The 21,651-nt window shown below is 33.3% G+C and carries 24 protein-coding genes; 9 read left to right on the forward strand and 15 right to left on the reverse strand.

Going from position 1 to position 21,651, the window contains the following annotated elements:
• Positions 1-17 precede the first annotated feature (17 nt).
• Positions 18-818, forward strand: a complete 801-nt coding sequence (locus INR76_RS10165) for a TIGR00266 family protein (RefSeq protein WP_223107831.1) — start codon at positions 18-20, stop codon at positions 816-818.
• 128 nt (positions 819-946) lie between these two features.
• Positions 947-1,144 (forward strand): hypothetical protein, encoded by a 198-nt coding sequence (locus INR76_RS13965; RefSeq protein WP_255592586.1) that lies wholly within the window; start codon positions 947-949, stop codon positions 1,142-1,144.
• A 33-nt stretch (positions 1,145-1,177) separates the two neighbouring features.
• Here the strand turns inward: INR76_RS13965 and INR76_RS10170 are convergent, their stop codons facing one another.
• The 7 genes from INR76_RS10170 to INR76_RS10200 all read right to left on the reverse strand — a co-directional run bounded on the left by INR76_RS10170 (position 1,178) and on the right by INR76_RS10200 (position 8,343).
• Positions 1,178-2,122, reverse strand: a complete 945-nt coding sequence (locus tag INR76_RS10170; protein ID WP_223107832.1) for a LysR family transcriptional regulator — start codon at positions 2,120-2,122, stop codon at positions 1,178-1,180.
• Between the two features lie 108 nt (positions 2,123-2,230).
• The gene (locus tag INR76_RS10175; RefSeq protein ID WP_370632435.1) at positions 2,231-3,559 is read right to left on the reverse strand and encodes a DUF58 domain-containing protein; all 1,329 of its coding nucleotides are present in this window, start codon (positions 3,557-3,559) and stop codon (positions 2,231-2,233) included.
• Between the two features lie 4 nt (positions 3,560-3,563).
• A complete protein-coding gene (locus INR76_RS10180; protein ID WP_223107836.1) occupies positions 3,564-4,562 on the reverse strand; it encodes a MoxR family ATPase in 999 nt (332 codons plus the stop codon).
• On the reverse strand, positions 4,549-5,766 hold the full coding sequence (locus tag INR76_RS10185) for a DUF4350 domain-containing protein (RefSeq protein ID WP_223107838.1): 1,218 nt from the start codon (positions 5,764-5,766) through the stop codon (positions 4,549-4,551). The genes INR76_RS10180 and INR76_RS10185 overlap by 14 nt, the downstream gene beginning before the upstream one ends.
• A complete protein-coding gene (locus INR76_RS10190; RefSeq protein WP_223107840.1) occupies positions 5,759-6,520 on the reverse strand; it encodes a DUF4129 domain-containing protein in 762 nt (253 codons plus the stop codon). The genes INR76_RS10185 and INR76_RS10190 overlap by 8 nt, the downstream gene beginning before the upstream one ends.
• Positions 6,513-7,394: a hypothetical protein gene (locus INR76_RS10195; protein ID WP_223107841.1), complete on the reverse strand. Its 882-nt coding sequence runs from the start codon at positions 7,392-7,394 to the stop codon at positions 6,513-6,515. The genes INR76_RS10190 and INR76_RS10195 overlap by 8 nt, the downstream gene beginning before the upstream one ends.
• Positions 7,384-8,343, reverse strand: coding sequence for a stage II sporulation protein M (locus tag INR76_RS10200; protein ID WP_223110002.1), 960 nt, complete (start codon positions 8,341-8,343; stop codon positions 7,384-7,386). The genes INR76_RS10195 and INR76_RS10200 overlap by 11 nt, the downstream gene beginning before the upstream one ends.
• A 34-nt stretch (positions 8,344-8,377) precedes the next feature.
• Here INR76_RS10200 and INR76_RS10205 point away from each other — a divergent pair, with 34 nt between their 5' ends.
• Positions 8,378-9,091, forward strand: coding sequence for an RDD family protein (locus INR76_RS10205; protein WP_223107843.1), 714 nt, complete (start codon positions 8,378-8,380; stop codon positions 9,089-9,091).
• Positions 9,088-9,711, forward strand: a complete 624-nt coding sequence (locus INR76_RS10210) for a trimeric intracellular cation channel family protein (protein ID WP_223107844.1) — start codon at positions 9,088-9,090, stop codon at positions 9,709-9,711. Before INR76_RS10205 ends, INR76_RS10210 begins: the two co-directional genes overlap by 4 nt.
• Here the strand turns inward: INR76_RS10210 and INR76_RS10215 are convergent.
• Complete coding sequence (locus INR76_RS10215) at positions 9,706-10,458, reverse strand: peptidylprolyl isomerase (RefSeq protein WP_223107845.1); 753 nt, start codon at positions 10,456-10,458, stop codon at positions 9,706-9,708. The genes INR76_RS10210 and INR76_RS10215 overlap by 6 nt on opposite strands.
• A gap of 1 nt (position 10,459) precedes the next feature.
• Between INR76_RS10215 and INR76_RS10220 the strand changes: the two genes are divergently transcribed.
• Both INR76_RS10220 and INR76_RS10225 read left to right on the forward strand, forming a co-directional pair.
• The gene (locus INR76_RS10220) at positions 10,460-11,101 is read left to right on the forward strand and encodes a CoA pyrophosphatase (RefSeq protein ID WP_223107847.1); all 642 of its coding nucleotides are present in this window, start codon (positions 10,460-10,462) and stop codon (positions 11,099-11,101) included.
• A gap of 75 nt (positions 11,102-11,176) precedes the next feature.
• Positions 11,177-11,980, forward strand: a complete 804-nt coding sequence (locus INR76_RS10225; protein WP_223107848.1) for a 1-acyl-sn-glycerol-3-phosphate acyltransferase — start codon at positions 11,177-11,179, stop codon at positions 11,978-11,980.
• 1 nt (position 11,981) lies between these two features.
• Here INR76_RS10225 and INR76_RS10230 read toward each other — a convergent pair whose 3' ends face one another.
• Genes INR76_RS10230 through rlmD form a run of 3 tightly spaced genes read right to left on the reverse strand, consistent with a single transcriptional unit; the run spans position 11,982 to position 14,601 of the window.
• Positions 11,982-12,701: a DUF6048 family protein gene (locus INR76_RS10230; protein ID WP_223107850.1), complete on the reverse strand. Its 720-nt coding sequence runs from the start codon at positions 12,699-12,701 to the stop codon at positions 11,982-11,984.
• Positions 12,667-13,161 (reverse strand): DUF6452 family protein, encoded by a 495-nt coding sequence (locus tag INR76_RS10235; protein ID WP_223107852.1) that lies wholly within the window; start codon positions 13,159-13,161, stop codon positions 12,667-12,669. The genes INR76_RS10230 and INR76_RS10235 overlap by 35 nt, the downstream gene beginning before the upstream one ends.
• A gap of 30 nt (positions 13,162-13,191) precedes the next feature.
• On the reverse strand, positions 13,192-14,601 hold the full coding sequence (gene rlmD, locus INR76_RS10240; protein ID WP_223107854.1) for a 23S rRNA (uracil(1939)-C(5))-methyltransferase RlmD: 1,410 nt from the start codon (positions 14,599-14,601) through the stop codon (positions 13,192-13,194).
• A gap of 145 nt (positions 14,602-14,746) precedes the next feature.
• On the opposite strand from rlmD, the gene rocD reads away from it, so the two are divergent.
• Positions 14,747-15,991, forward strand: a complete 1,245-nt coding sequence (gene rocD / locus INR76_RS10245; RefSeq protein WP_223107855.1) for an ornithine--oxo-acid transaminase — start codon at positions 14,747-14,749, stop codon at positions 15,989-15,991.
• 81 nt (positions 15,992-16,072) lie between these two features.
• Here the strand turns inward: rocD and INR76_RS10250 are convergent, their stop codons facing one another.
• The 3 genes from INR76_RS10250 to INR76_RS10260 form a co-directional block, all read right to left on the reverse strand.
• Positions 16,073-16,396, reverse strand: coding sequence for a CCC motif membrane protein (locus tag INR76_RS10250; protein ID WP_223107857.1), 324 nt, complete (start codon positions 16,394-16,396; stop codon positions 16,073-16,075).
• Positions 16,397-16,470: 74 nt separating this feature from the next.
• A complete protein-coding gene (locus INR76_RS10255; RefSeq protein WP_255592589.1) occupies positions 16,471-16,767 on the reverse strand; it encodes a DUF2752 domain-containing protein in 297 nt (98 codons plus the stop codon).
• Between the two features lie 6 nt (positions 16,768-16,773).
• Positions 16,774-18,696, reverse strand: coding sequence for a T9SS type A sorting domain-containing protein (locus INR76_RS10260; protein WP_223107858.1), 1,923 nt, complete (start codon positions 18,694-18,696; stop codon positions 16,774-16,776).
• Between the two features lie 181 nt (positions 18,697-18,877).
• Between INR76_RS10260 and INR76_RS10265 the strand changes: the two genes are divergently transcribed.
• Positions 18,878-19,426 (forward strand): Smr/MutS family protein, encoded by a 549-nt coding sequence (locus INR76_RS10265; RefSeq protein WP_223107859.1) that lies wholly within the window; start codon positions 18,878-18,880, stop codon positions 19,424-19,426.
• On the opposite strand, the gene INR76_RS10270 is transcribed toward INR76_RS10265, so the two are convergent.
• On the reverse strand, positions 19,423-20,304 hold the full coding sequence (locus INR76_RS10270; RefSeq protein ID WP_223107860.1) for a hypothetical protein: 882 nt from the start codon (positions 20,302-20,304) through the stop codon (positions 19,423-19,425). The genes INR76_RS10265 and INR76_RS10270 overlap by 4 nt on opposite strands.
• A gap of 194 nt (positions 20,305-20,498) precedes the next feature.
• Between INR76_RS10270 and INR76_RS10275 the strand changes: the two genes are divergently transcribed.
• Positions 20,499-21,647 carry a cysteine desulfurase family protein gene (locus INR76_RS10275; RefSeq protein WP_223107861.1) on the forward strand — a complete coding sequence of 383 codons (1,149 nt, stop codon included), beginning with the start codon at positions 20,499-20,501 and terminating at the stop codon, positions 21,645-21,647.
• Positions 21,648-21,651 lie beyond the last annotated feature (4 nt).

Consider the following 21,651-nt stretch of genomic DNA (forward strand, 5'->3'; position numbering starts at 1 on the left):
ATACTAAACAAAAAATCATGAAAGCACACGAAATAGATTACATCATTTATGGTGAAGAAATGCAATATGTTGAGATTGAACTAGATCCCAACGAAGGTGTTATTGCCGAAGCAGGTAGTTTTATGATGATGGATCAAGGAATTAAAATGGAGACCATATTTGGGGACGGATCAAAAAATGATAAAGGGTTATTAGGTAAAGTTTTTGGAGCAGGTAAACGCCTATTAACAGGTGAAAGTCTTTTTATGACAGCTTTTTATAATACAGTGCCTGGAAAAAAGCGTGTAAGCTTTGCATCTCCCTACCCCGGAAAAATTATAGCAATTGATCTAGAAAAGTTTAACGGAAAATTTATTTGCCAAAAAGATGCTTTTCTATGCGCTGCAAAAGGAGTTTCAATAGGTATAGAATTTTCACGTAAACTAGGCAGAGGCTTATTTGGAGGTGAAGGGTTTATCATGCAAAAACTAGAAGGTTATGGTAAAGCATTTGTACACTCTGGCGGAACCACAGCGGTAAAAGAATTAGCACCTGGTGAAAAACTTAAAATTGATACGGGATGTATTATTGGGTTTGATCAAACAATAGATTATGATATAGAATTTGTAGGCGGAATTAAAAACACCATATTTGGAGGCGAAGGACTTTTCTTTGCAACCTTAACCGGCCCTGGAACAGTTTACGTACAATCCTTACCTTTCAGCCGATTGGCTAAGCGAGTTTGGGCTGCTGCACCTCGTGGAGGAGGAAAAGACAAAGGAGAAGGAAGTTTATTAGGCGGTCTTGGAGATTTACTAGACGGCGATAATAGATTTTAACACACATTACTTATCAACAAAAAGAATAAAGTCAAATTTTTTTTGTTATATTTAAACAACTAACAAAAACAAATACTGCCTATTGATAATACCTCTACTTAATCTATTTTTTTAAATTTAGTTTAACTATGGCTAGAGCAATGTATGATTACACAAAAGCTGTACTTGCAAAAGTAAGTTTTGATGTTAATTTGTTCTGTAAAGAGTTGAAGAAGGCGATGAGTAGGCTACTTCCTTATGAAATTGAGGAATTAAGAGTCTGGGTGAATACTCTCATAAAGCAGAACCCCCAATTAAATCAATGTTTAATTCTTTTAAATCAATAAAATAAATGCCCGATTTTGTGTCGGGCATTTACTTTAACTTACCTTTTTTAAAGGATCTATAATTTTTATATCCTGAAATTTAATGGCACCTCTTACAATTCCTGCAATGATATCATAAAGTGCGTCAATTATTTGTAGTTTTAATTCGCTCTTACTGTATACCAGACTCACTTCACGTGCCGGGGAAGGTTCATTAAAATAACGCAAATTTTGTTGTTGTTTTTCTGAAATATCAAGCGTATGTAAATAGGGTAGAAGCGTCATTCCCAAGCCTTCATTAGATAATTTTATTAATGTTTCAAAACTTCCGCTTTCAAGCTGAAACTTCTCATTTGCACTCAACTTTGAAGATTTACACAAGTTTATTACTCCATCTCTGAAACAGTGACCATCTTCCAATAATAAAATATCATCTAATTCTAAATCTGAACTATCAATTTTATTTTTTTCAGAAAGGCGATGGTTTGAAGGAATATATCCTACAAAAGGCTCATAGTATAAAGCTCGTTCTTTTATCTCTTCAAGATGTAGCGGAGTAGCAGCTATAGCAGCGTCTATGTGACCGTCTTGAAGTTTGGTAATAATTTCAGGAGTGGTTAGCTCTTCAATTTTAAGCTGAACTTTTGGATATTTATTGGTAAAAGTTTTTAAAAACATTGGTAATAGGGTAGGTGTGATTGTTGGTATAATACCCAACTTAAATTCACCGCCTACAAACCCTTTTTCTTGGTCAACTACATCTTGCATACGTTCAGACTCATTTACTATGTTTCTAGCTTGAGATACAATTTTTTGACCTACAGCGGTTAATTCAATTGGTTTTTTACTTCGATCAAAAATTAAAATATCCAATTCTTCTTCAAGCTTTTGTATTTGCATACTCAAAGTAGGTTGAGTGACAAAAGTTTTTTGAGCCGCTTTTGTAAAGTTTTGATGTTCAGCAACGGCCAATACGTAACGTAACTGAGTAATAGTCATAGGTATATTCTTTAACTACAAAGATACAATATGATATTGATAAAATTTATAGTAAAACGATTTTATTATGTATTTACTTATATGTAAATTTTAAGGGAAGACTATAATTTATAAAAGTCCTCTCGCTTTAATCTCAAGATATTTATTAATGGTTTTTACAGTCAAATCTTCAGGTGCTGTTAAAACTGTTTGAATACCCCGTTGTTGTAATTCTCTAACCATCAATTTTTTGTCAAATTGGAATTGTTGTGCAATAGTTTGATCAACAATTTCTGGAATAGACGCTGCTTCGGTTTCGCTTAAAGATTTTAATTCTGTATTTTCAAAAAAGATTACTACCAATACATGTTTTTTTGCAATAGCTTGCAAATAGGGTAATTGCCGTTGTAGTGATGAGATATGTTCAAAATTTGTATAAAGTAATAATAGACTGCGTTGGGTTATTTTTCTTCTTACTAAGGCTTGAAGTATTCCAAAGTCTGAATCTCTAAACTTTGTATCAACGTTGTATAACGTTTCTAGTAGTGTATTAAGGTGTGTTTTTTTTGCTTGAGCAGGTAAATAAGAACCTAATTTTTCAGAAAAATCTACCATTCCTACTTTATCTCCCTTTTTTAGAGCTACATTACTGAAAGCTAATGTACTGTTAATAGCATAATCTATCAGTTTTAATTCATTAAACGGCATTTTCATCACACGGCTTGTATCAATTATCGAATAGATGGGTTGCATTTTTTCATCTTGATATTGATTTACCATTAGATGACCGTGCTTGGCAGTGGCTTTCCAGTTTACAGTACGTACATCATCACCTACTACATATTCTTTTATTTGCTCAAACTCCATCGTGTGACCAATACGGCGTATTTTTTTAAGCCCTATTTGTTGAAGTCTATTATCAATAGCCAAAAAGTCATACTTTTTCATTTGTATAAACGAAGGGTAAACTTTTACCATTTGCTTATTATCAAATGTATAACGGCGCCTTATTAAACCAATAATAGACGTTACATAACAGTTTAAATTTCCGAATAAATACTCACCGCGATCTATAGGTCTCACTTGGTATTGTAGCGTATTATTATTTTTACCCGGTATATGTGTTGTTTTGAAAAAATCTCTTTTCTGAAACTGAACAGGTAACTCATCTACAATAGCTACATAAATTTTAAAAGAATATTTATTTTTAAGTTGAATATTAACATCATTAGAATCACTATTTGAAAATTTTTCGGGCAAAATGCGTTTACCATTTAAACCCGAAGAACTGTAAAGCATACTTATTTCAAAAAGGATAAAAATTACAAATGCTAATACCAAAATCCAGATAATCCCATACAAGCCAGTAAACCAATACGAAATCAAAAATAGAACCGAAAGGCTGGCAAGCACGTAGAAAAAACGTGGTGTTAAGTATAAGGATTTTATAAACCGAATCACGTTATCTAGGTATTTCTATAGATTGTGCAATCATATCTATCACAGTTTCGGGGGTCATTCCTTCCATTTCTCGCTCTGGAGAAACAATTACTCTATGACGAAGTACTGGTGTTAATGAACGTTTTACATCATCTGGAGTAACAAAGTCACGCCCGTTTATTGCTGCAAATGCTTTTGAAGCATTCATAATAGCTAATGATGCTCGAGGAGAACCACCCAAGTATAAATGAGGGTGATTTCTGGTTTTATCAACAACTTGAGCGATATAGGTAAAAATTTTATCTTCAATCAAGATTTCTTGTACTTGATTTCTAAAAGTTTGTAGTGACTCAGGAGTGAGTACACCATTAATATGTTCTTCTGGATCTTTTAATTTACGTTCGTGATGTGTTTTTAATATTGTAACCTCGTCTTTTAATTCTGGATAAGTCACTTTTATTTTAAATAAAAAGCGGTCTAATTGTGCTTCGGGTAATGCGTAGGTTCCTTCTTGTTCAATAGGGTTTTGAGTTGCAAGAACCATAAACGGATAATCCATTGCATAGCGTGTACCATCCATTGTTATTTGACGTTCTTCCATTACTTCAAATAGTGCGGCTTGCGTTTTTGCGGGTGCTCGGTTTATTTCGTCAATCAAAACGATATTTGAAAAAACAGGGCCTTTTTTAAATTCAAAATCTGAAGTTTTCATATTCAATACTGAAGTTCCTAAAACATCACTAGGCATCAAATCTGGCGTAAATTGAATTCGGCTAAAATCGGTCTTTAAAGTTTTAGCAAAAAGCTTTGCCGTTATAGTTTTTGCAATCCCGGGAACACCTTCAATAAGCACATGACCATTTGCAAGTAAACTCACCACCAAGAGTTCAACAAAATCTTGTTGGCCTATAATAATTTTACTTAATTGTGCTTTTATGTCTTCAACAGCTGCTTGAAGTTCTTGTAACGGAATTCGGTTGTCAAAATGTAGCTCGTCATTGGTGTTTTCAGGATTTTCCATCAAATTTATTTTTAAATGCTTTAATATCGTTGTATAATTTTTGTAATTCTTCTTTACTAGTATTTTGTTGGTGTGTTACTTTTTCAATAAAAGTAAATAGTTTTTTTGTGTCTTCTTCAGTGTTTCCACTTTTACTGGCGACAGCTTTAAAAAAACGATTGTTTAGCTGTTCTGTTGGTATTCTAAGGTTGATACGAATGTATTCAAAGAATAATGCAGCTTGTTTTTTCGCAACTGCATGATAGTCTTTTTTATCAAGGTACATGCCAGATATGGTACGTGTGTACTCATAAGTGCGGTTTTTTGGTGGTGTGACAATAGGAATACTACGTTGCTTTCTTTTTCCTTCAAAGAGTACGAATAATAATACACCTATCAACACAAAATAATAAGCCCATTTAAAGTATTTATTTTTCAATAAAACGTATAATGGTGAAATATTAATACGCTTACCGGTTTTATATTCCTTATCCCAATATACAGATTGATTTTTAGGCAGGTAGGAAAGAGCATTCAGCGAATAGGATGCAAAGTCATTGGTCAATAAAAAATAATTTGAAAATGCCTCAGGCTGTAAGTGCAAATAAAAAGAACCTTTTCCTACGGGAGCTTTTATAAAATTGGGCAACGAGTCTTGAATGGTTTTTACTTCTGAAAAAGATTCAGAAAAGCCTAAAACAGTTTGAGTTACCGTATCAATTTTACTGAAATTCTTTACTGTAAAATTACGCGGAATGTGATAAGACTGTGACTTTCTGAAATTTTTATTGGTAAGATCAAGTAAGGGTTCGGTTTTTATGGAGTTGACCAAATAATTAATTTTTGTCTCAAGTTTGAGAGTGTCTAATAAGTTTTGGCCAATGGTGTTTGCACTAATAAAAACCGTATTTCCTTTTTCTGTCCATTGATAAACCTTATCCAGCTCGTCGTTGTCAAAATTGATATAATCATTTATAAACAGATATGAACCTTGTAGGGTGCTATCTTGTAAATTTTCATAAGGTGTGTTTTTAATTTCTGAAAGGGATTGATCAAGGTTTTCTTTTAATAAATCATATAAAACAACTGTTCCAAGTGGGATTTTATCTTGATTATTGTAGCTAGGAAACCAATTTACCGGAGCCGGCTTGGTAGCTTCAAGATAGACCAAACCTGCTAGCAGTACCAAAAACAAGCCAAGAAATATTTTTTGAAGTTTAGTCAATGGTTTTAGGTATTTTATGTTCTAGTTCTTTAAACGTTTTTTGCGCTTTTTGATAATCGATTTCAGTAACTGAAAAATTTCCGTACCAAATATAATCGTAGATATTGGTTACTTTTTTAAATGGGAAGTTGATCGCTTCTGAAGCAATTTCGGTAATGTAATCTGAGTTAGTTTTATCAAATTCATATTCAATCAACTCGGCTTGGGTTAATTTTTTCAGAATTAATAAATAGTAATACCTAACGGCCAGCCTGTAATCTTTGTCTTGAAGCGCTTTTTGGATAAGCTTTTCTATATCTTTTGAACGAATGATTTCTTCTTCTTCAGAAAAAAATACTTCCGGCTTTTCTTTACTTTTAAAAACAATGGCTCCGGGATTTAATTTGTAAAGTAACCAAATCACGAAGATGATAATTCCAAGAATTATTAAGTAGGGTAATATGTGTAATAGAAAGGAAAAAAAGTTATTGTATTTTAAATCTTTTAAAAGCCAACTCCAGAAACTGTTCCATAGGTTTCTTAACCAGGTTTTAAATTCTTCCCACCAACTTACTTCTTCTGCTTTTTGCTCTGTGTAATTATACTCTTTATCATTTTTATAAGTTTCTATTTTTTCTGAATCAAATTGTAACGGTGATACACTATCTTGGGTGTCATACTGTACAGTTTGTTTAGTCTCGACAGAAAGGGAATCCTGTGAAAAAACTTCAGGTGAAATAAATAGAATAAAAAAAAGTAAAAAGACTTTATGCATGTGTTGTATCACGATTACCTAAGTTTTCTATGGTTTCCATAGTACCGGTAAAGTTTTTACGTTCGTTAAGATTAAAATATATAAAAGCAGTACTTATAATAATTAATGAATATAAAATATATTGACCAATCATACCTATTACATTAAGTGAGATATACACCCAATCAAACATATCTGCCGGGTTGGCGGTTATTTCTTGACTTAAAGTAAACATATGTATAAATGAATAGATAAAAGCCGGAATACTAAAAATAAAAGATATCATATAGTACAAAATAAAGATTACTATAAGAGTAGCAAAGGTTATCCACCATTCTCCCTTTATAAGCTGAAAACTATAACTAATAGAATCTGTTACACCTCTATTTTCAAAAACGTGGATGGCATATGTAGTTGCTAATACTGTGCCTAAATACACACCAGGAAAGAAACAACAAATAATCCCAACACCGGTGATAATACCAACTAAGAAACCTATACCTATTAACCTCCAAAAGCTTTTTCTAATACCTAATTTTACTTCTTCTTTATTTACTGTACCATTATTATTGACATAAGATTTTATATAATGTAAAACGCTTCCGTACATTAAAGCATAAAATGAAACGCCCGAAATAATCATAACGAAAAGTGCAATAAAAACATCTATCTCAAAAATATTGTTTGACCCTCCAGAAGTAAGAACATCAAAGCGTCCCATAGTGACTTGCATATAATAGATATAAGAAAGTAAAACAATGAGAAGAGCAGGACCGGCAATTTTTAAAACTATTCCTAATAATGACTTACCTTCCAGACGGACAAATTTAAATGTGTCTGTTAAAATGCTTCCCAACTCCCGTTGTTGTTTAAAATTGACGTAGTTATTGTTCATGTTTTCTTTTTAATTTAATAGGGTAAATAACGTAGTAAAATAAAATGAGGCTTAAAGAACCGCTTATGATTAAAATAGCGAGCCAATCTGGCATTTCGGTATGGCGTGTTACAAATCCTTCTAGAAAGCCTGCTATAATAAAAAAAGGTATGGTGCTTATTAATATTTTAATTCCATCTTTGGCACCTCTCACAAAAGATTGTAAACGTGTATAGGTTCCGGGAAATAAAATACTGTTTCCTAAAACGAGACCTGCACAACCAGCAACTATAATTACTGAAATTTCTATAGTACCGTGAATCCAGATTGTCCTGGCAGATTCCCAAAGTAATCCTTTATCATAAAAGAAATATTGAAAAGATCCTAGCATTACAGCATTACGCATAAGTATTGCCAATGTACCAATACTTAAAAAGACACCAAGTGTAAATGCATATAATGCCACCTTGATGTTATTAATGGTAATGCCCAAAAACATATCTAATGCCTCCATTTTTTTATAAACGGCCATAGGATCACCTTTTTCAATATTGGCAAGCGTCATATTAACGTAGCCATTGCCCATAATTAAGCGTACAAAATCACCGTCTGTAGTGGCAGAATATGCACCAACTATAGAAAAAAGCAAAAACGTTACAAATGAAATAACTAACTGTTTATGATATTTTGCAAAAAAAAGTGGAAACTCTTTGGTGTAAAAAGTGATAAATCGATTGCGAGACTCTCTTTTGGTTTTATAAATTTTTTGATGTGCTAAAACAGAAAGACTATTTAAGTAATTTGCTGTGTTACTATTAGGGTAAAAGGTCTGTGCGTAACTAAGGTGATCAGTCACTTCTACATACAATGAACTTAATTCATCGGGATCAATTTGAATATTATTCCGAAGAACGCTTTCAAATTTTAACCATTTGTCTTTATTTTGTTTCGCAAATGCGGCCTCGCGCATGGGGTTGTAGTTTTGTTTCAAAGAAACAGTTTTCATGGATAATTTTCAAATAGAAACTGCGCAAAATGTAAATATTGTGCAAAATGTAGCTGGGGTGGGCGATCGCATATTGGCGTATTTAATAGATTCTACCATCATGGTTATTTACGTGATATTAATTTTTATTCTTTTTACGGCTGTTAGCATATCATCACCAGATATGGTTCTTAGCTTGACCATTGGACTTCCTTTATTTTTGTACCATCTGCTATGGGAAATGTTCTGGAATGGTCAAAGTCCAGGTAAAGCAGTTATGAAAATTCGTGTTGTAAAACTTGATGGATCAAAACCTGCATTTTCAAATTACTGTATACGTTGGTTATTACGCCTTATAGATATATCAATTTTAGGTGGTGCAGTAGCTTTAGTCGTTATTCTCTTCAACGGAAAAGGGCAGCGTTTGGGTGATATAGCTGCTTCAACTACAGTTATTTCTGAAAAGAAAACCATTAGTTTTGCTCAAACCATTTTGGCAGATATACCCGAAAACTACATGCCTGAGTTTCCTCAAGTAACCGTTTTTAGTGATTCAGAAATGCAAACTATAAAAAATTTATTTCAACAAGCTAAAATTAAAGGAAATCATAATGTAATTTTAAAGCTCTCAAAACGAGTGTCTAAAGTAATGGATGTTTCCTTTGAAACAACCCCTATTGTATTTATAGATACCGTAATCAAGGATTATAACTATTATACACAGCAGGTATGACACTCACTTTTATTATTGATATTTTAGGTACTGTAGCATTTACAATCTCTGGTGTTCTAGCGGCTATGCGTAAAAAATTAGATCCTTTCGGAATTTTAATTATAGGCTTTGTTACAGCTGTGGGAGGTGGGACACTTAGAGATGTATTAATCGATGCTCAAATTGCTTGGATGCGCAACCTAACCTATCTATATGTCATAATTGTTTCAGCAGTTTTTGCAGTAATTCTACGAAAAAAATTAAGCTATGTACGTCGTTCGCTTTTTTTGTTTGATACAATTGGTATTGCTTTATATACTGTCATTGGGGTAGAAAAAGGAATTTCTGCTGGTTTGCCACCTCTTATTTGTGTTGCTTTAGGAACTATGTCTGCTTGTTTTGGTGGTGTGTTACGTGATATTTTATGTAATGAAATACCTATTATTTTCAGAAAAGAAATTTATGCAACAGCCTGTATAATAGGAGGTTTGGCTTATTTTCTCCTTTTAAAAACACCATTAATGGTAGATTGGGTTGTAGTAATTTCTGGGGCTATTGTAATTACAGTACGTCTTTTGGCGGTATCGTTCAATTTATCGTTTCCTAGTATTTATAATGAAAATGAAGAAATTAAATTATAATACTTCTGCATTAATATAAACATTTTGTAAAGGCCAATCTCCTTGATCTGAGGGTAACGCAGCAATTTTTTCAACTACATCCATTCCTTTTGACACACGACCAAAAACTGTATAATTACCATTAAGGTGGCCCGTAGAAGTTTCAGGGCCTAAAAAAATAAAAAACTCATAAGGAGCTGTTTTTTTATCAGGATTTTCACGATATTCTTTTGCACCACTTACAGAACCGTAAAAGTGGTTTCTTCCATTAATTTCGGCAGGTAATAAAAATTCATCCCCCAACTTAAATCTTTTTTTATTGGTTGAAGGCAAATCACTGTTTCCGCCTTGTATGATAAAGTTAGGCACAATGCGGTGAAAGAAGGTTTCATTAAAATATCCTTGCTTTATCAAATAGATAAAATTGGCTCGGTGCAATGGTGTATCATCATATAAATCAATATAAATATCACCAAGTCTAGTAGAAATTTTTACTTTGTTTTCTGGGTTGTCTTTTCCGTAGTTTGTATAAAAATCTACAACATTTTCCTGCGTGATTTTTGGATATCCGGCGCCAATTTCATCTTTTTTCTTCTTCTTTTTTTCTTCATTGGCCTCTATAGAATCTTTATTCTGTTTTTTTGCATTGGTTAGTGTAGTTGTATTTTCAGAAGTATTTTTTACTTTTTCTTCGGAAGTGTTTTTCTTATCTTCACAACTTGCTAAAACGAGAATAGCCAATATTAAAACGTAACCTAGGTATTTCATAATGGATTTTTCAGAATTTGAAAAAAGGATTGTAAAGGTAAAAAAAATGGAGCTTCCTGGCGAAGCAATTCAGCTTAAAATGGCACCAGTTGAACGCTTGAAAGAATTGAAAGAACAAGCAAAACTTAAAAAAAGTGCTCGTCAAGCCGGGGTGATGGCTTTGTTTTATCCTTCAAAAAATTTTGAAACACATCTTATATTAATTCTACGTAAAACCTATAAAGGCGTTCATTCTAACCAAGTTGGTTTTCCAGGAGGAAAAGTAGAACCAGAAGATGCTTCGCTTAAAGATACTGCTCTTCGAGAGACCGAGGAAGAGGTAGGAGTGTCGAGTAAGGTGATTTCAGTACTAAAAAAGCTAACAGAAATTTATATTCCGCCTAGTAACTTTTTTGTTCACCCCTTTATAGGAATTACACCACAAACACCTAAGTTTGTCGCTCAAGATGACGAGGTTGAAGCATTGATTGAAGTACCGCTACCATTATTTATGGATGATCGTATTGTCACCACAAAAAAGATTACAACATCATATGCTACCAATATTGATGTTCCTGCTTTTATTTTGAATGATCACGTAGTTTGGGGTGCTACTGCAATGATGCTGAGTGAGGTACGCGAACTGCTAAAACAAGTGTTATAAGCACTTAAAATTCGTATCTTTGCAATTCGCTCTTTTTTATTCTAGAGTTAATTTTAAATTATTTGGAGATTTTTCATGGGGCTTTTTAAAAAAAATCCTTTCGGACATATTTTATTCTTAAAAAAGTGGCTCATTCGTTTAATGGGAGCTGCTACGCATAGACGATTTAAAGGTTTTAACACCTTGCAAATTGACGGTAGTGAGATCATAAAGGAATTACCAGATACAAATGTCCTTTTTGTTTCAAACCACCAAACATACTTTGCAGATGTAGTTGCTATGTTTCACGTTTTTAATGCAAGTTTAAGCGGTCGTGTAGATACTATTAAAAATATTGGTTATCTGTGGAACCCAAAATTGAATATTTACTTTGTAGCTGCGAAAGAAACAATGCAATCTGGATTGCTACCAAAAATTCTTGCCTATGCAGGTTCTGTAAGTATTGAACGTACTTGGAGAGCTAAAGGAGAAGAAGTAAATAGACAAGTAAAAATGAGTGATGTAAGTAACATTACAAAAGCGTTGAATGACGGTTGGGTAATTACATTTCCGCAAGGAACAACAAAACCATGGAAACCTATACGTCGCGGTACAGCTCATATTATAAAGCAGAATAAACCTCTTGTAGTCCCCATTGTAATTGATGGTTTTAGACGTTCTTTTGATAAAAAAGGGATTCGAATAAAAAAAAGAGGTATCCTACAATCCATGGAAATAAAGAAGCCGCTTGATATTGACTACGAGAATGATACCGTTCAACAAATTGTTGAAAAGCTAGAGTATGCCATTGAGCAGCATCCATCATTTTTAAAAGTAATTCCTACAGAAGAGATTAAAAAAGAAGAAGAGTTGAATAAAGAACGACAGTGGCGCTATTAATTTATTTTTTAAATATAGGTATTAAGTAAGAGATTGTATATCCATAACCTACGCCAAACTCACTATAATCATACGTTCTGTTGAATCCCGGAATGTATAAATTTCCAAAATTATCAGGTTTATCCTCACTTATTTTTCGTTTTAACTGAAGATTAAAAGATAGATATAAATTGTTTAACACTTCGGTTTTAACGCCTACAATTAACTCAACCCAATGACCGGTTAGTCCTTTATACTCAACAGGTTCATTTTTAAAAGTAGTAGGAAAAGTAGGTGTTGTAGTGTAGATTTGATAAGCCAACAACTCTTGTTTAAAAGTAGAAAAACCATATCTAAGGCCACCAAAAATGGCATTTTCCATTCCTAGCCAGTTGTTGTATGCGTTGTAATCAAAACCTATTTTTGCATAGCTACCACTTGTAATAGAGTTTAAATTTTCTTCAAAGCGTTCTTTTTTTTCATTACCTATTTCAGCAGCTACATAAAACTTATCTGAAATACGAAAATCTCCTACAACTTCAAACCCTGAATATCCTTTTTCAAAAGCTGAACGTGCTAATTTTGATAAATCTGCACCCACACGCAATCCATATTTATTATTTATTGCAGAAATGGTATCAACAGCAGTTGAATCATTAGAGTTTGTATTTTCTTGCGCCAAAATTGTAAACGACGCACAAAAAATACTAATGTAAAATAGTAATATGTGTTTCGTTTTCATTTTCAACAGAGTTATTTAAAGCGGTTATTTCTATATTAAAAATCCAATTGGCGGTACCCTCATCTTGTAAGTTAGCATTTAGATTTGTAAAAATACTTTTAAAAGAACAAGCTCGGTTTACGTAAATATCTTCACGATTATATGAAAAATCTACAAAATCTGAATTTGCACTATCAGTATCGCTATTTCTGGTAAAACGATAGTTTGTAATATCGGCTCCAGGATTTAAAGGGATTGCAATACTATCTGTAGTTTGGTTATCAATTACAATTTCACTATTTACTTCAGCAGTTTGTATGGTTAAACCGGGAACTTCTTTAGATTCTGAAGAGATAGCTGCGTTTTTAAACACGATGATAAGCCTTGGGGTAGTAGGAGTGTCTTCAGGGCAAATATCATCACGTGTGCAACCATTTACAGCTATTAAAATGATGAAAGCAAAACAAATTTTTTTTATCATATTTTTATTTCGAAATAATTCCGAAGAAATTTATCGTTTTTCTAAAAGTACAACATTTTCTACGTGATGTGTCTGCGGAAACATATCTACGGGTTGTACTTTGGTAACTTTATAACGCTCATCTAGTAATGCCAAATCTCTTGCTTGCGTGGCACTATTGCAACTTACATATACAATTTTGTTGGGTGAAAGTTTTAAAAGCTGTTTTACTACATCTTGATGCATGCCATCTCGAGGCGGATCTGTGATTACAACTTCCGGTTTACCGTGTTTGTTGATAAAGGATTCATTAAACACCTTTTTCATATCACCTACGTAAAACTCAACGTTTTCAATTTGGTTTAATTGTGCGTTTTCTTTGGCAGCTTCAATGGCATCTGGAACAGCTTCTACACCAATTACTTTTCCTGCTTTTTTAGCAACAAATTGAGCAATGGTTCCGGTACCGGTATACAAGTCATACACCAATTCATCACCTTTAAGGTTTGCAAAATTTCTGGTGATCTTGTAAAGCTCATATGCTTGTTCAGAATTGGTTTGATAAAAAGACTTTGCGTTAATTTTAAATTGAAGTCCCTCCATAATTTCGGTGATGTGGTCACTTCCATGATAGCAAACTACTTCTTGATCATAAATAGTATCATTTCCTTTTGAATTGACTACATATTGAAGCGATGTGATTTCAGGAAATTCAGAAATTATTGCATCTAGTAACTTTTCACGATTTATTTGATCATCAAAGTAAAACTGAATTAAAACCATTATATCTCCAGTGGTAGCTGTGCGCAGCATTAAGGTGCGTAAAAACCCCTCTTGATTTCGTGGGTTAAAAAATGATAAATTAAGTTCTTGCGCTTTTTCTTTAACAAAATTACGGATGGCATTGCTTGGGTCTCTTTGCAAATGACATTTTTCTATATCAATGATTTTATCCCACATACCCGGTTTGTGAAAACCTAGAGCGTTTCTATTATCTATAATTTTGCCGCTATCTATTTGTTCTTGCGTAAGCCACTTACTATCACTAAATGAAAATTCCATTTTGTTTCGGTAAAAGTAAATTGCTTCAGAACCTAAGATAGGTGTAACCTCTGGAAGGTCTATTTTACCAAGACGTTCAAGGTTATTAACTACTTCTTTTTGTTTAAAGAATAATTGATCTTCATACTTCATATTTTGCCACTTACAACCGCCACACGTGTCAAAATGTTGACAAACCGGTTCTGTTCTTCTATTAGAATAAGAAGAAAAAGAAACCGCATTGCCTTCATAATAAGACTTACGTTTTTTATAGGTTTCAATGGTTGCTACATCACCGGGAATAGCATTTTTTATAAAAATAACGCGGCCATCAGGAGCTTTTGCAACTGCTTTTCCTTTGGCCCCGGCATCAATAACTTCAATGTCTTCAAAAATTTTGCGTTTATTACGTCTTGCCATAGATGGCAAAAGTACTATTTATAACTTTTTTATAACAACTTGAACCTTCAAAAAACATAGAATATTTAGTAACTTGCGACTTTATGGATGATTTCTCTCCGCAAAGCAGGAATCAATGCAGTTACACGATAAATAATTATTAAAAATGGCAGTTTTAGAAAAGAAAGCTACACAAAATGCAATTGACTTAGAAAACAAGTATGGAGCTCATAATTACCATCCGCTACCCGTTGTTTTAAGTAGGGGAGAAGGAGTATATGTTTGGGATGTAGAAGGAAAAAAATATTATGATTTTCTTTCGGCTTATAGTGCAGTTAACCAAGGGCATTGTCACCCAAAAATTGTAGGGGCAATGACTCAACAGGCAGAAACGTTGACACTTACCTCTCGTGCATTTTATAACGATATGCTTGGAAAGTATGAAAAGTATGCTTCTGAATATTTCAACTTTGACAAATTGCTACCTATGAATACAGGAGCTGAAGCAGTTGAAACAGCTTTAAAAATTTGTAGAAAATGGGCTTATGAGAAGAAAGGAATTTCTGAAAATGACGCTGAAATTATAGTATGCGCTAATAATTTTCATGGACGAACAACAACCATTATTTCATTTTCTAACGATGAAGTAGCTCGAAAAAACTTTGGTCCTTATACGCAAGGATTTTTAAAAGTAGAATATGATAATCTTCAAGCTTTGGAAGAAGCAATAAAAAGTAATAAAAACATTGCAGGTTTTTTAGTTGAGCCTATACAAGGTGAAGCTGGAGTGTATGTTCCTTCTGAAGGATATTTGAGCAAAGCAAAAGCATTATGTGAAGAGCACAATATTTTATTTATAGCAGATGAAGTACAAACTGGTATAGCAAGAACCGGAAAACTGTTGGCAGTAGATCATGAAAATGTAAAGCCTGATATTTTAATATTAGGAAAAGCATTAAGTGGTGGTGCATATCCTGTTTCAGCTGTATTGGCAGATGACGAAGTTATGAATGTGATTCGTCCCGGAAACCACGGTTCTACCTTTGGAGGAAATCCTGTTGCGGCAGCTGTGGCTATGGCGGCTTTAGATGTTGTAAAAGATGAAAAACTAGCAGAGAATGCTGAAAAACTTGGGAAACTCTTTAGAAGTGAATTAAGTAAGTATATTGAAAATAGTTCAATTGTAAAGTTAGTTCGAGGTAAAGGGTTGCTAAACGCAATTGTAATCAACGATACTGAAGACAGTGATACAGCTTGGAATATGTGTTTAAAATTACGTGATAATGGTCTTTTAGCAAAACCAACTCACGGTAATATTATAAGATTTGCTCCTCCTCTTGTTATGAATGAAGAGCAATTACTAGATTGTGTTTCAATAATTATTAATACTATAAAAGAATTTGAAGCATAATTTTATAAAAGTATTTAAATTAAAAAAAGCGGCTGAAATGATCAGCCGCTTTTTTATGTATAATTACTCTGGTATACGAGTTTACATTCCGTACTCGCGTAGCATTTCTTCTTGCATTTCTTGAATACCTTCCATACCAATTGTAGCGTAGAAATAAATATTCACAAGTAGATAGATAGCGCTTAAAATAATACCTATGATAGCCAAAATTTTACCAATTTTCACATTTTGATATCCTGAATAAAGTTCAGGGCTTGTGGTATAAAGTGTAGTTGCTTTTTTTGCCATTACAATAGCAATAATACCAAATATAAGTCCTAGAACTCCATAACAACAACAAGTTATGATTGATAAAATCCCGAAAACAAGTATAAGGGTTGAATTAGGTAATGTTTGTTTTTCCATAATTGGTGGTTTAGTTAGTTACTATAAATTAAAAATACTCAAATAAATAATACTACCGAAAAATACGATATATTTTAAAGGTAGGGGCTCATTTTTATAAAATAGCTAATAACAATTACAGCAACATTTAAGAGTAGTAATCCAACTTTTATTTTAAAGTCGTGTTTAAACTTTACAAACAAGTTAAAAACTAAAAAAAGGAGTAGAAAAATTATAGTATAAATAGCAGGATACATATGAAATGCTGCTGCAAACTCTCCTTTAAAAAATAAAACTGTGGCACGTTGGGTGCCACAGCCTAAACATTCTACACCGAAGAGCTGCTTACTCGTACATTGCAGCATATAGTCTTCGATTCCGTCAACTGTCATTGAAGGTTAATTTTTATTGTAAACTGATGTTTTATAGGATATATCTACATTATCAACTGTTTGTAGCTTCACTAAGTAGACTCCATCACTTAGATTTGATGTTGGGAAAGAGAAACTTTTTTCAGTTCCTATATTTGCTTTTTCAAAAACTAACTTTCCGGTCATATCAAATACAAGTGCTTGTTTTATGTCATACCCTTCAGGATTGCTTACCTCAAGTACTCCAAGTCTGTTATTTTGATAGAACTCAACCGTTTCAGCTGTTCTTCCTTGAATTTCTTTAATAGTATTAAGAGATTCTTTTTCATCTTGAAATACTACAAAAAATCTATTATCATACGTTCCTGCTGGTAAGTTGAATGTCGCAGAACGACCATTAGTAAACTCTTGGAAAGTTTTTTGTTCACTATCAAAAATATAAGCTTTTCTACCTTGCATTTTTACTGCTTCAACAGTATTAATGGATAGTTTAGTTTGTTTTGTCAGTTTAAACCCAATAGGGATTTCATTATCAGAGCTATAATTTAAAAAATTTATAACATATGGTTGCCTATCGTTATCATCTCCAATTAAAAAATAAGCCTCTCCATTTTTAGCGTCCATAGGACTTTTTCCATCCCAGCCTAAATCAAAACCAAGAGAAGTATTATCATCAAAGCCTAAAACCAATTGACGGCCATATTTTGCCTCCATAACTACATTAATACGTAAATGGGGGGCACGATCATCATTTTCAGTAATAACAGCACCATTTGAGTCTGTAGCATATTTAGATTCTAAATTTTCATTTTCAATATTCCCACTATCATTCTGTATAGGTCTATGAAAAACTTCTGTTGCAGATTTTGAGCGAAATACTCGCTGACTATTATTAAACTCGATAGTACCAGCTGTACCATCAGTCACAATAATAAACCCTTGACCAATTGGGGTAAATTGTTGATTAATATAACTAGCTCCACCGAAAGGAGTATTACTACCAACGCCACTAGCACTATAATTAGCAAAAGTTGCTGGAGCATACGTATTTGAAGCTGGTGTATAAACCCCATACCCTCCAGATTTATCACTATAAAAGTGACTAAATTCATCACCTTTTGGTTCATCCCAAAATTGGAAAGATGCAATTCCAGCAGAACCGAGCGTATTATTATCATAATATAGTTCTCTTAGGTCCAGTACAGAAGGGTATGGGTTTCCTGATAAAACTATTTCATCCCCCGGTCCCATATTAATTTGTATTGTTCCTGTTTTAGGTCTTCCTCTCAAGTCATATATAACATCGGTTTTTAAGTCAGTGAGGTCTCCAGTATTTCCGGTAATTGGATTTGGGCTAATTCCCTTCATTATAAAACCAAGTCCTTCTCCAGGAGCTTGGTTGCTATTCATTCTTCTCCATACAGCTTCATCTTCTCGATAAGGACTTGGCAATAAAGCATAAATCCATCGAGTAGAAATAGTCATTGGATTACCTTCATACCCATTTCTACCTGTGGTTCTGTTTGATTGGGTTGCGGCAGTGTCTCTATCTCCACAACCATCGCAATCATAAACTACTGCTACACCACTTGAAGTGTTTTCAGCATTTGAATTGGGTGCTATTCCTACAGGCATTCCCCAATAATTATAATGAAAAGCAGAAGTTGAATCTATTTGTTGATAAACAGACAACATACCAGTTCCACTATTGTATGCAGCATCATTACCTTGTAATAGCTGTCCATTATTTCTTAAGTAAATACTAGCTTCAGTATCAGGATTATTGGTGTTTCGCTCAAGATTAACATTGTCTTCTACATACAACACAACATCATTAACATACACATATGAGTCTGAGTTGTTACTTGGGTTTGGTCTTACAAATAAATCAGCTTGTGCTGTAACAGTAATACTACTTAATACAAGTAGAGATAGTAGTAGGTGTTTCATAATTATTTGGTTTTAAGAGCTATACGATTTGGGTTGGTATAGCCAAAATTTGCTATAAAAATATAATAATTTTTTTAATATCAGGATTTTTGTTGCTAAAAACAATATTTTTTAGGTTTTAATAACGTATATATCATATATTCTAAACATATCTACGTAAAAATTTAAGATAAAGTTTTGTATGAAAAAAGGTGATTCGGTTTCGGTTATTGATGATGCTATTTCGGGCATAGTTACTGGGGTTGATGGAGATTTGATAACGGTTTTAACTGAGGATGATTTTGAAATGCAATTCGGTAAAAATGAATTGGTTGTTATTACAGGTGCTATTTCAGAAAAAAATATGATGCAAGAAGATATTTCAACAATTCTTTCAGAAAAACAAATTAAAAAGCCTAAAAAGTCAAACAGAATTAAACCAAAAGATAGAAAACGACCGCCTATGGTTGTTGATCTTCACATTCATCAACTTACTAAATACCCAAAAAAAATGAGCAATCACGATATGTTGCTCTTACAAACAGATACCGCAAAGCGTAAACTTGATTTTGCGATTGATAAAAAAATTCAAAAAGTTGTTTTTATTCACGGGGTAGGGGAAGGTGTGCTAAAGGCAGAACTAGAATATCTTTTCAGACGATATGATAACGTAAAGTACTACGAAGCAGATTATAGAGAATACGGCCGTGGTGCTACCGAAGTCTATATTTACCAAAATAAAACACCTTAATCTTTTGATGGTAGAACAAATGCCGGAGTAAGGGTAACGTTTTCGTCTGTGAAGACATTTTCTATATCTCCTAACAGTAGATTTTCTTGAATAATCGTTTCTTCGCCATTTACCAAAACTAAATTTGAAAGTCGTATCACAACGTCGCTTGATAATGAGTATGAATGCTCACGAAAAGCGTCAATTTCATATGAAATACTTATTGCACCATTTAGATAATCAGGCCCTACATCCGGATTTGTGATATCATCATTAGGATTTAGGTTTTGGTTTTTATCCTCATAAATGGTTAATACACCATCATTATCATCGTCTATGTCTAAATAATCATATATTCCGTCACCATCAGAGTCTCTTGGTTCTTCATCTGGATAATTAGGACCTAATTCAACAGAGGTTGGTACGTTATCTCCATCATCGTCAAAGTCAAAGCTATCCGGAATTCCATCACCATCTGTATCACCTGTTTCATCGTCTATACGATCACCATCGTCTCGGGTTATAGTCGTGTTTAAAGTGGCCGTACCAGAAGTAGCTACATAATCAATTGCAACGGTTGGTGTAGTGGGAGGTACAGAATTACAAAAGTAAGCCGAAGTGATGTCACCGTTGAATCTTCTGTAATTTACAATGTTTCCATTTCCGTCAAGCTCGTATGATTTCGTTTCACTTGTTGTAAATAAGGTGTCTGCTGTTGTTATTTGAAGCGAAATGCTTTCTGAAACATTTGTATTTATTTTATAAAAAACATATTGATTACCATTTCCGCAAAGGTTTAAATCTGCATCTTCAAAGTCAAAAGTAGTTACTATAACATCACCATCATCACAAGATTGAAAGGCAATTACAACTATAAGGATTAATAGAATCTTTTTCATGAATTTTTTCTGAATCTCACAATTTTTACAAAGTAACATATTTCTTTGTACTTGAAACTTATTTAAGAATAATTTTAATACGTATTTTTGAAAACTTAAACGCAAAACCATTGTGTTTTCAATATTTTAATTCTGAAATAAAACAAAGTATAACGGTAGTTTTTACCACAAATTAAACAACCCACAAACGCCATATGAAAAAAGTATATTTTGACAGCGCAGCCACAACCGAATTGAGAAGCGAGGTAGTGCGATGTATTACCGAAGTGTTAAAAACTGAATATGGAAACCCTTCCTCAACACATTCTTATGGCCGTTCTGCCAAGTCATTGCTTGAAAATGCTCGAAAAGAAATTGCAGGATATTTAAATGTTTCAGCAGCTGAAATCATCTTTACTTCAGGAGGGACAGAGGCTGATAATTTAATTTTGAACAGTTGTGTGCGTGATTTGGGTGTGGAGCGTATTATATCAAGTAAAATTGAGCACCACGCCGTTCTTTATACATTAAATGAATTAAAAAACGAATATGGTACTCAAATAGAATATGTAAAACTAGATGAATGTGGCCATGTAGATTTTGAGCACCTAGAGTCGCTTTTAGAAAATAGTGACCAAAAGACACTTGTAAGTTTAATGCACGTAAATAATGAGATTGGTAATATTTTAGATATTGAGCGTACGGCCAATCTTTGCAAAAAAAATAACACTTTATTTCATAGTGATACAGTACAGTCTGTAGGGCATTATGAATTAGATTTTTCTGAAATCCCTATTGATTTTGCTGCAGTAGCGGCCCATAAATTTCACGGTCCCAAAGGAGCAGGGTTTGCTTTTATTCGTAAAAACACAGGCTTAAAACCGTTGATTTTTGGTGGTGAACAAGAACGAGGAATGCGAGCAGGAACCGAGTCTGTTTACGCCATTGCAGGAATGGCAGAAGCTTTGAAAATTTCATATCAAAACCTTGAAAAAGAACGTAAGTACATAGTTGAACTTAAAAACTATTTTAAAGAAAAACTTACCAAAGAAATCCCGGGAGTAAAATTTAATGGTGCTTGTGATGACGATGATAAAAGTACGTACACACTATTAAATGTTTGTTTACCTATTTCAGAAGAAAAAGCGATGATGTTGTTATTTCAAATGGATTTAAACGGAATCGCTTGTTCAAAAGGAAGTGCTTGCCAAAGTGGAAGTGGCAAAGGTTCACACGTTTTGACAGAAATCCTTTCTGAAGATGATATGAAAAAGCCGTCTATTCGGTTTTCATTCTCGAGTTTTAATAAAAAAGACGAGGTTGATTATGTAATAGACGTGCTTAAAGAATTTATCGATAAATAAGGTT

This window comes from Marixanthomonas sp. SCSIO 43207, assembly GCF_019904255.1.
In the GTDB taxonomy this organism is placed as follows: Bacteria; Bacteroidota; Bacteroidia; order Flavobacteriales; family Flavobacteriaceae; genus Marixanthomonas.